This is a genomic window from Coleofasciculus sp. E2-BRE-01 (assembly GCF_040221695.1).
Taxonomy (GTDB): Bacteria; Cyanobacteriota; Cyanobacteriia; order Cyanobacteriales; family Coleofasciculaceae; genus Coleofasciculus.
The window spans coordinates 13,526-22,347 of record NZ_JAVKEA010000135.1 but is presented as its reverse complement, the minus strand read 5'-3'; the positions used below and the strand labels follow the sequence as shown (position 1 = coordinate 22,347).

Sequence of the window (8,822 nt, the reverse complement as noted above, 5' to 3'; positions counted from 1 at the left end):
GTAAGTAGGTGGACATAATTAACGTGAACGGTTACGATCGTCATTCGTCATTCGTAAGGGTTTGAGGCTTGTTGACAAAACAAGCAAGCTTGAGCCTGTGGTTGTCTTTTGTCCGACTACTTAAGATTAACCTTCAACTTGAACTTGCTCACATAAGTATAATAATTTCAGTGCCATTAGACTTTGGAGTAATCTAAGAGATTAACAATAACGTTTCTGGTTTCATGAATACCAGCCAACCCCCCCAGACAAGAGCGCAACGGATTGACCATATTATCGAACAGCGTCAACCTCTAGCCCAGGAAATACAACGGGTAGAAAACCATCTCGCAGAACTTGCCACCGCCCTGCGCGAATTAGAACGGTATCGCCAACAGCTGGATGTATCGTTCGGTGAGAGTGAAATTCGCGAGCAATTCAATACCATTCATCTCTCCTATTTATTGCAACAGCTTCAAGTTGAATCCGAGCATCTGAACAGTCTGCAAAAACGATTCTCACGTCCAACTTTAAATATTGGTGTTGTTGGACTGATGGGACAGGGAAAAAGTACATTACTGAAAACCTTAAGTGGACTCACCGATAAGGAAATTCCGGCATTAGAAGGAGGAGCTTGTACGGCAGTTCGCAGTACAATCGAAAATCGTCAAGAGCAATTCTATGATCACAATAATTATAGGGAAAATACGACTCAATTTAATGGTGTAAGTTCCAGTTTATATGGCATTCAAGAGCAGATGGTTTTACCTAAAGCTAATCCATCTGTTCATGTCAAAGTCACGCTACATTCAGAATCATCCTTTTTAAATGAAGTCATTTATCCCTATTACGATGAACTGAGTTTGGCGGAAAAACCTTATAGTTTAGATGAGTTTGCTAGCCAGGTATTTCCCGAACAAGGAGTAGCCGGAGCGAGCCATGAAGAAATGTACAAACGCCTGTGTGATGACTACCATCGGAATCTTAGTCAGTATCGATCATTGATTCGATCTGGAAATCCGCGATCGCTAAAAATTCAGGCGGCAGAAATTACCGATTATGTGATGCAAAAACGGGATGGTACTCAGCAGAATCATTTAACTACGTTCAAACACTTGGCAGTGAAAGAGGTGAAAATAGTTTGTCCGTTTCAAAATCCTGATGTGGGCAAAATTGCGCTGGTCGATGTTCCGGGTTTAGGCGACTCCAAGTTAGGCGATGAAACGCTGATGTTAGAAACCTTGGGTAATGAAGTGGATGTAGTTTTGTTTATCAAACGACCTGATCCGCAACGTTATCAATGGCAACGCCTAGATAATCAGTTATATGATAAAGCAGCACAAGCTCTGAATGATCTAGAAAAACGGTCATTTATGATTTTAAACTATAGTCGCAGAACAGAGAATCTCCGAGCGTGTCAACGTCTTAAACAAAATATTGATACGATTCAGGTAGTACAGACCGAAATAGCGGATTGTTCTGACCCAGATGATGCGAACCGAGTCTTTAATCAGGTTTTAGACTATCTCACGGTGAATATTCAAGACTTGGATAAACGATATGCGAGTCGTTGCCAAAGTAACCTGCAACAATTGCATCAGCAGATTCAGCAAGCACTGGAAAAATCGGCTCAAGCCTTGGGATACAATTCGGGCGAATCTCGCCAATTTAGACGACTATTTGAGCAACTGTCTCAGGAACTGATCCAAGGACTTTTAGACCTGAGAAATCAACTGAAAGAGCAATGTGAAGCCATTGATCCAGACTTTCAGGTGGCGGTGCAAGCCGCATTGAAAAACTGTCAAACGGATAAAGGGATTCCAGAGACGGATCAGGAGATTATCAGCCGCAGTTGTGAATTTGAGTTTAAAGAATCCTATCAAGCTATCTACCGAGTTTACATTCGGGAACTACGAATTCATCTATCCCGGCATTTTTTACAAGTCGATAAAGGCTTAAGACTATCAATTGATAAAGTGAAATCGTTGGTGACTGAGGTTTTAGTTACTCAAGGTCAGTTGGGCGAATTAACCTCAACCAGAGGAGCTGAGTTTCTCAAAGACATGGCAGATTTATTAGGACAACGGGGAAATCAACTAGAGTTAGGGTTTAGAACGCTTTGGGAGTTCGAGTTTTCTTATGGGAGTGTTCTATTACATTTAATTCGCAAACAGCTTGATGAGATATTGCAATCAGATATTGATTTAAGTCTGGCGGAAGTTGTCGGTATTTTACCTGATCCATCCAATGCTTCAGAGGTACTCAGGAATCTGGAAAAATTGCATGAGCAAGCGGTGGCGTCTTGCCAGGAAACATTAAATAGTTGGCTGACGGCACCCAGTCAAGCTCGTTATTATATGGTGCAGGAATTTATCGATTTGGTTATTTATGCCAGGGACATGAAGCGGGAGTGGGAAATTTTCCTGAGTGATGAGGATATTCGTTCAAAGGTTTGGTTAGAATTCAAGGAATTAGAAACCCGGAAGCAAGACCAACAGAATTGGCGTCAGGCGGTGTCAAGAGTGGCAAAACTGAATCAGGCGTCAGCGATGATGTTTAGTAGTCATTTATAGTTAATTTAGGTCATTTTTTCCTTTGTCCATAATTATGCTCACAATTCAGGGAACAGATATGAATAAGATTATTTCTCTCGCTCTCAGTAGTGTTATTACGATCACCGTTGGTGGATTAGCCGCTTGTGGCGATCGCGCCCAACTGGAGACGTGCAACATCTTGGAAATTGAAGATGCTGAATTTGAAGTAGATGTGGGCGATGTTGACATAGAACGGGGTGAAGTAGAAATGGTATGTGGAAATGATATTGTTGATGTTACTTGGGGGCAATTCCGCCAAAAACTCCGCATCAATCCAGGACAGTATAAAAATAATGTCGAACAATTTAAACGGATGGTGAGTTGTGTAAAAGATGAACGCGATCGGTCACAAGAAGTCTTTTGTCAGCGCCCAGGTTCTAGTGATAAGTTTGTAACGTTGAAGTTTAGTTATGATGATTAGAGTTAATTTTACGCCGAGCATCTACCTGTAGGGTGCGTTAGCGCAGCGTAACGCACCATTGCCACCATATATGATGTACCTGCGTAAGTCCTGAAATAGAAAGATGTAGCTAAACTGTGGATTGTGCTGGAGTGAGGAGAAAAGCAACAAATTGAGTTACGACAATGTATGTAAGTATTTGGCTGAACAATATCCAGTCGCATTTGCCGACTGGCTACTTGACGTTGAATATCAGGAGGTTGAGGTACTCAAAACCGAGTTAACTTTAGAGCCTATTCGTGCGGATGCTGTCAGCTTCTTGCGAATCGCTAATCAAATCTTGCATATTGAGTTTCAAACATTACCCTACTCTAACCAACCGATTCCATTCCGAATGCTGGATTACTCGGTAAGGTTGAAGCGACAATATCGGTGTGCTGTAGTGCAGGTGGTTATCTTTTTGCAGGAGACAACGAATGAAGTGGCTTTTACTGAGGAATATCGAGATGACACAACGATTCACCGCTATCGAGTGGTTCGCTTATGGGAACAAGAACCAGCACCATTTCTAGCTAATCCGACACTATTACCTTTGGCGACATTGGCGCGAACAGAGGAGCCTCAAGGATTGTTGGCGCAGGTAGCGGAACAAGTCGCTAGAATTCCTAATAGGGAGCAGCGACAAAATATTTCTGGTTGTACAGAAATTCTGGCGGGGTTGCGGTTTGAGAAAGATTTGATTCGTCGGTTTTTGCGGGAGGATATGATGCGCGGATCTGTGATTTATCAAGATATTCTGCAACAAGGGATATTTAGCTTGATTAGGCGTTTGATTGAGCGGCGACTGGGTAAGGTTGAGCCAGCATTAATTGAGCGGGTTAGAGAGTTACCTCCTGAGCAGTTAGAGGCGTTAGGAGTAGCGCTATTGGATTTTTCGGCAACTACTGATTTAGCGGCGTGGTTGGATCAGCAGCAGCCACGAGCAGGAGAGGTGAATCTGATTATCCGTCAGCTTAAGCGGCGGTTGGGTGAGGTTGAGCCAGTATTGATTGAGCGAGTTAGGAGATTACCTATCGCACAGTTGGAAGCGTTAGCAGAAGCGCTATTGGATTTTTCGGAGGTGTCGGATTTAGTGGATTGGTTGGAGCAGTTACGGTAAGCACAAAAGAGCGATAATTGCTTTTTTCAAGCAACAATAATTGTGCTGGAGTAGGGAGACAATATATTGCTTGGCTGGCATAGCTTATGGATTGGTAGATATACAAATCTATTAGCCGTCAAAATTGGCTTGACAGACCGCTAAATCCTAACAAGCTAAATTTACCACTCCCGAACGAAGTAGTTGCCGCTTACAAGATAATACCAAGCCAGGGCGGGTTTTGTTGAGAAGTTATTGGTGACAAGTCGTTTTAGTGGCTAAACCCGCCCCTACAGATTTTGATTACTTAGCCGACGCTTTAACCATGTTCCAACAGGATTGCGCGATCGCCCAATCTTCTTGGGTATGAATCACGAAAACGCGCACGCTTGAATCCTCTGTGGAAATATCTGTATCTACGGGATTTGTTTCATTCTTGTCTGAGTCGATTTTAAGTCCCAAAAACGCTAAGGCGTCACAGGCGGCGGCTCTCACAGTAGCTTGATGTTCGCCAACCCCGCCTGCAAAGACTAATACATCTAATCCGCCCAAGGAGGTTAACATTGCCCCTAAATAGAAGCGCAAGCGGTGGATATAAACATCCAAGGCGAGTTTAGCTTGTTCATTACCCGCCGCGATCGCGTCATTGATTTGGCGCATATCACTACTTACACCCGATAACCCTTTTAATCCTGATTCTTTGTTTAATAAATGCTCTAATTGATCCGCATTATACCCCTGTCGCATCAGTTGAATCAGAATTGAAGGGTCAATTGAACCGGAACGTGAACCCATCATTAATCCTTCTAAAGGTGTATAACCCATGGTTGTATTAATACTGATACCATCCCGAATTGCCGCTAAGGAACACCCATTGCCTAAATGACAGGTAATCACTCGTAATGATTTAGCCTCTTTTGCCAATAACTGGGCAACTCGTTCCAGGCAATAGTGATGACTTATCCCATGAAAACCATAACGACGTATTCCTTGATCCAGCCAATCTTTGCCACCCGGATAAATCGCAGCAGGTAAGGGCATTCGAGCATGAAATGAGGTATCAAATACCGCTACTTGGGGTATATCGGGTAAGATATTCTCAATCGCCTCAATTCCTTCTAGATTGACTGGATTGTGGGATGGCGCTAATGGAGACAGAGACGCGATCGCCTTTTTCACTTCAGCATTAATCAACGTCGGTTGATGGTATTTATCACCGCCATGAACCACCCGATGTCCCACCACATCAATATCACTCAGTTGGGAAATGACTTGAGTTTGACCGCGCCAAAGGGTATTCAACATTTGAGCGATCGCCTTAATTCGATTATCGGTGGGTAGGCGTTCCTCTATCGATCGTCCTTGAGACGTTTTAACCTTTAAAAGTTCTGTATCGGATTGTCCCGTCCATTCAATCTTAGCTTCCCATATTGGTTCTGGCGGAGAATTGGGTAAAGATTCGCCAATCTCATACAAACAACTTTTTTGGGTACTAGAACCCGCGTTTAATACTAAAACTTTCATCGGTGATTCTGATAACAAATTAAATGGAGGGTGGGACGGGGGCGGGTTTAATCCAATCTAGGTGCGCCAAAAAGGATAATAGTGAAACCCGCCCCTACAGACGAATATTAACCCTATTGCCTATTGCCTATTGCCTATTGCCTATTGCTACACAGCTTCCCTCTTGCTCCCCTCTCCCAAGCTTGGGAGAGGGGCTGGGGGTGAGGGCTGTAACATAAGTTGAAACCCGCCCCTACAGATGAATCTTAATCCTATTGCCTATTCCACACCGAGCGAAGCCGAGGTGTTCCCCATTCCCTAACCAATGACAAATGACAAATGACAAATGACCAAATTAACACCACTGCCAATTGGTAATTTCTTCAGGATCTTCGCCATTTTCACAGATATACTGCCCATGAGCCGCTAACACATATTCATAATGACGCACCCGATCATTTGCCCGTGCAGACACACGCGGATTGTTCTGTGCCGCTAAACGAATCGCTTGCATAATTAAATGATACCGACTCGTACCATTACGGACTTGCATATCAAAGGGTGTTGTAGTTGTCCCTTCTTCCTGATAGCCATTAATCTGGAATCGCTCAATTGTGGGACGCCCAAACAGCATTTGTTTAATCAACGATGGATAACCATGGAAGTTGATAATCACGGGTTTATCCGGGGTGAATAGGGCAGTAAACATATCATCATCTAACCCATGGGGATGAGTGGAATTTTGTTCGAGAATTAATAAATCCGTCACATTAACCACTCGCACCCGTAACTCCGGTAATTCCTGTCTGAGGATTTGCGCGGCTGCCATGACTTCTAACATGGGACAATCGCCAATTCCCACGATTACCACATCCGGATCAACCCCATCATCGATACTTGCCCATTGCCACACTGAACCCCCTGCCCGACAATGTGCGATCGCGTCTTCCATGGATAACCATTGCGGCAGAGGATTTTTGTTGGCGATGACTAAATTGACATAGCCTGTACTCTGCAAGCAGTGGTCAATTGTACTTAAAAGACAGTTGGCATCGGGGGGTAAATACACCCGCGCATAGTCGGCTTGCTGATCTAAGACACTATTAATAAAGCCCGGATTTTGGTGAGAAAACCCATTATGTTCCTGTCGCCACAGGGTTGAAGTCTCTAAGTAATTCAGGGACGATACAGGCGAACGCCAAGGGAATTCTTTGGAGTATTTTAAGAACTTGGCATATTGATCCATCATCGTGGTGACAATGCCCAAAAATGCCTCGTAGGAGGGGAATAAACCATGTCGTCCGGTGAGGAGATACCCTTGTAAGAATGCCTGACAAGTATGTTCACTCAGCAATTCAATAATCCGTCCCCCATCGGGTCCAATCTCGCCATCAAAGGCTTCGGTGGGCCACTGATAGTTACGCTGAGTCACGTCGAGGACTTTGTAAAGACGGTTGGATTCGAGTTCGTCGGGGCAGAAAATACGGAAGTTGCTGGGATTTTCCTGAATCACATCCCGCAGGTATTCTCCGACTCTGTAGGTATTACTCACACTCCTTTCACCCCGTTTACACCCTTCGCCAGCTTCGGGATGTTCTACGGGAACCGCATAGTTAAAAATATTCGGTAACTCCAAGGGTTGACGCATACGCCCACCGAAGGTGTGAGGATTGCTGCCCATGCGCCGTTCCCCTTGGGGACATTGGTCTAAAATGTCGGGTAAGGGTTGCCCTTGTTCGTCAAAGAGTTCCTCTGGATGGTAGGAACGGAACCAATTTTCTAGCAGTTCTAGATGTTCGGGATTACTTTTAACCCCTTTGAGGGGAACTTGGTGAGACCGGAAATTCCCTTCAATCGGTACGCCGTCAGCTTCTTTAATCCCTGTCCATCCTTTTGGCGATCGCAAGATGAGTAGGGGCCAACGGGGTTTACTGAGGCGGTTCCCGGAACGGGCGGCTTGTTGAATCCGACAGATTTCTTGATATGCCCAATCCATGGAAGCATACATATCAGCATCCAAGTCCACATCTTCGACAATTCGCACTTGGTAGCCGTACCCGGTAAACAAATGCAGTAATTCTTCATCACTCATCGTGCCAAAAATAGAGGGGCTGGCAATTTTGTACCCATTCAGATGCAAAATCGGTAAAACTGCGCCAGATTCAGCCGGATCAATGAATTTTGTCCCATGCCATGCTGTAGCGGTAGGTCCAGTTTCTGACTCGCCATCGCCAACGATACAAGCGACGACTAGATCCGGGTTATCCATTACCGCCCCAAACGCTGTCGCCAAGGCGTAGCCCAATTCTCCGCCTTCGTGAATGGTGCCAGGAATCCCCGGATACAGGTGAGAGGGAAAGCCACCGGGCCAAGAAAATTGCTTGACTAACCGATATACCCCAGCTTCATCGAAGCTAAGGTCATCATAGTAATCCTGTAACGATCCTTCCAGGTAAAGGTTAGCCAGGTTCGCGGGCGCACCATGTCCGGGTCCAGTCACCAGAAACATATTGGCATCGTAACGCCGGATTAGTCGGTTGAGATGGGCATAGACTAGGTTAATGCCGGGACAAGTCCCCCAATGACCGAGTAAACGATCTTTGATATGTTCCGGTTTTAAGGGTTCGCGTAAGAGAACATTATCTTTGAGATAAATTTGAGTCGCGGCTAGGTAGTTAGCCGCACGGCGATATTTTGCGATCGCGTCAAGTTCTGATCCCTGATTTTGCCGGACTTGGGTAACGGGAATGTCCGGTTGAGAGAAGGACGCTTTGGGTGTTGAAGTGGTTATTGTCATAATTTATAAAATTCAAATTACAGGAAATTTGGAAATTTTGACTGGCGTTGGTAGCGGTATTCGTCTGCTGTGAAGTTTACCTAAACTTTTCCGGGGAATTCTCCTACTTGGGATAGATCATGCTTTTTCTTACATACACAGGAGTAGGGGAAGTAGAGACGCGACATGGCACGTCTGTCAATTGTAGGGGCGGGTTTAGGGACTAAAACTCAATAAGAAGCCGATAACCGAACAACAAAACCCGCCCTTATTCATAAGTCAAACACGGGCTGATTTTATCGATTTTCCTGGTGGGTGAACTCAATGCTTTGCTGGTTAAGACTGAGATGATAATGCGATGCGGCGATGAGAGTCTCTTTAGTTTCCAGTGGCGACAGGGTTCCTCTATAGTAATATATAATATATCTCTCC

General features: G+C 44.7%; 5 protein-coding genes and 1 pseudogene. 4 read left to right on the top strand and 2 right to left on the bottom strand.

Features of this window, described 5'->3' with window-relative positions; all coding sequences use genetic code 11:
* Positions 1-224 precede the first annotated feature (224 nt).
* The 4 genes and pseudogenes from RIG66_RS16155 to RIG66_RS16140 all read left to right on the top strand — a co-directional run bounded on the left by RIG66_RS16155 (position 225) and on the right by RIG66_RS16140 (position 4,132).
* On the top strand, positions 225-2,552 hold the full coding sequence (locus RIG66_RS16155) for a hypothetical protein (protein ID WP_446379711.1): 2,328 nt from the start codon (positions 225-227) through the stop codon (positions 2,550-2,552).
* A gap of 58 nt (positions 2,553-2,610) precedes the next feature.
* Positions 2,611-2,994 (top strand): hypothetical protein, encoded by a 384-nt coding sequence (locus tag RIG66_RS16150; RefSeq protein ID WP_446379709.1) that lies wholly within the window; start codon positions 2,611-2,613, stop codon positions 2,992-2,994.
* 151 nt (positions 2,995-3,145) lie between these two features.
* Positions 3,146-3,943 (top strand): annotated as a pseudogene (locus RIG66_RS16145) (Rpn family recombination-promoting nuclease/putative transposase); the annotation flags it as partial.
* Positions 3,935-4,132: a DUF4351 domain-containing protein gene (locus RIG66_RS16140; RefSeq protein WP_446379789.1), complete on the top strand. Its 198-nt coding sequence runs from the start codon at positions 3,935-3,937 to the stop codon at positions 4,130-4,132. The pseudogene RIG66_RS16145 and the gene RIG66_RS16140, both read left to right, overlap by 9 nt.
* Positions 4,133-4,414: 282 nt before the next feature.
* On the opposite strand, the gene RIG66_RS16135 is transcribed toward RIG66_RS16140, so the two are convergent.
* A complete protein-coding gene (locus RIG66_RS16135) occupies positions 4,415-5,635 on the bottom strand; it encodes an acetate kinase (RefSeq protein ID WP_446379707.1) in 1,221 nt (406 codons plus the stop codon).
* Positions 5,636-5,969: 334 nt separating this feature from the next.
* Positions 5,970-8,411, bottom strand: coding sequence for a phosphoketolase family protein (locus RIG66_RS16130; protein WP_446379705.1), 2,442 nt, complete (start codon positions 8,409-8,411; stop codon positions 5,970-5,972).
* Positions 8,412-8,822 lie beyond the last annotated feature (411 nt).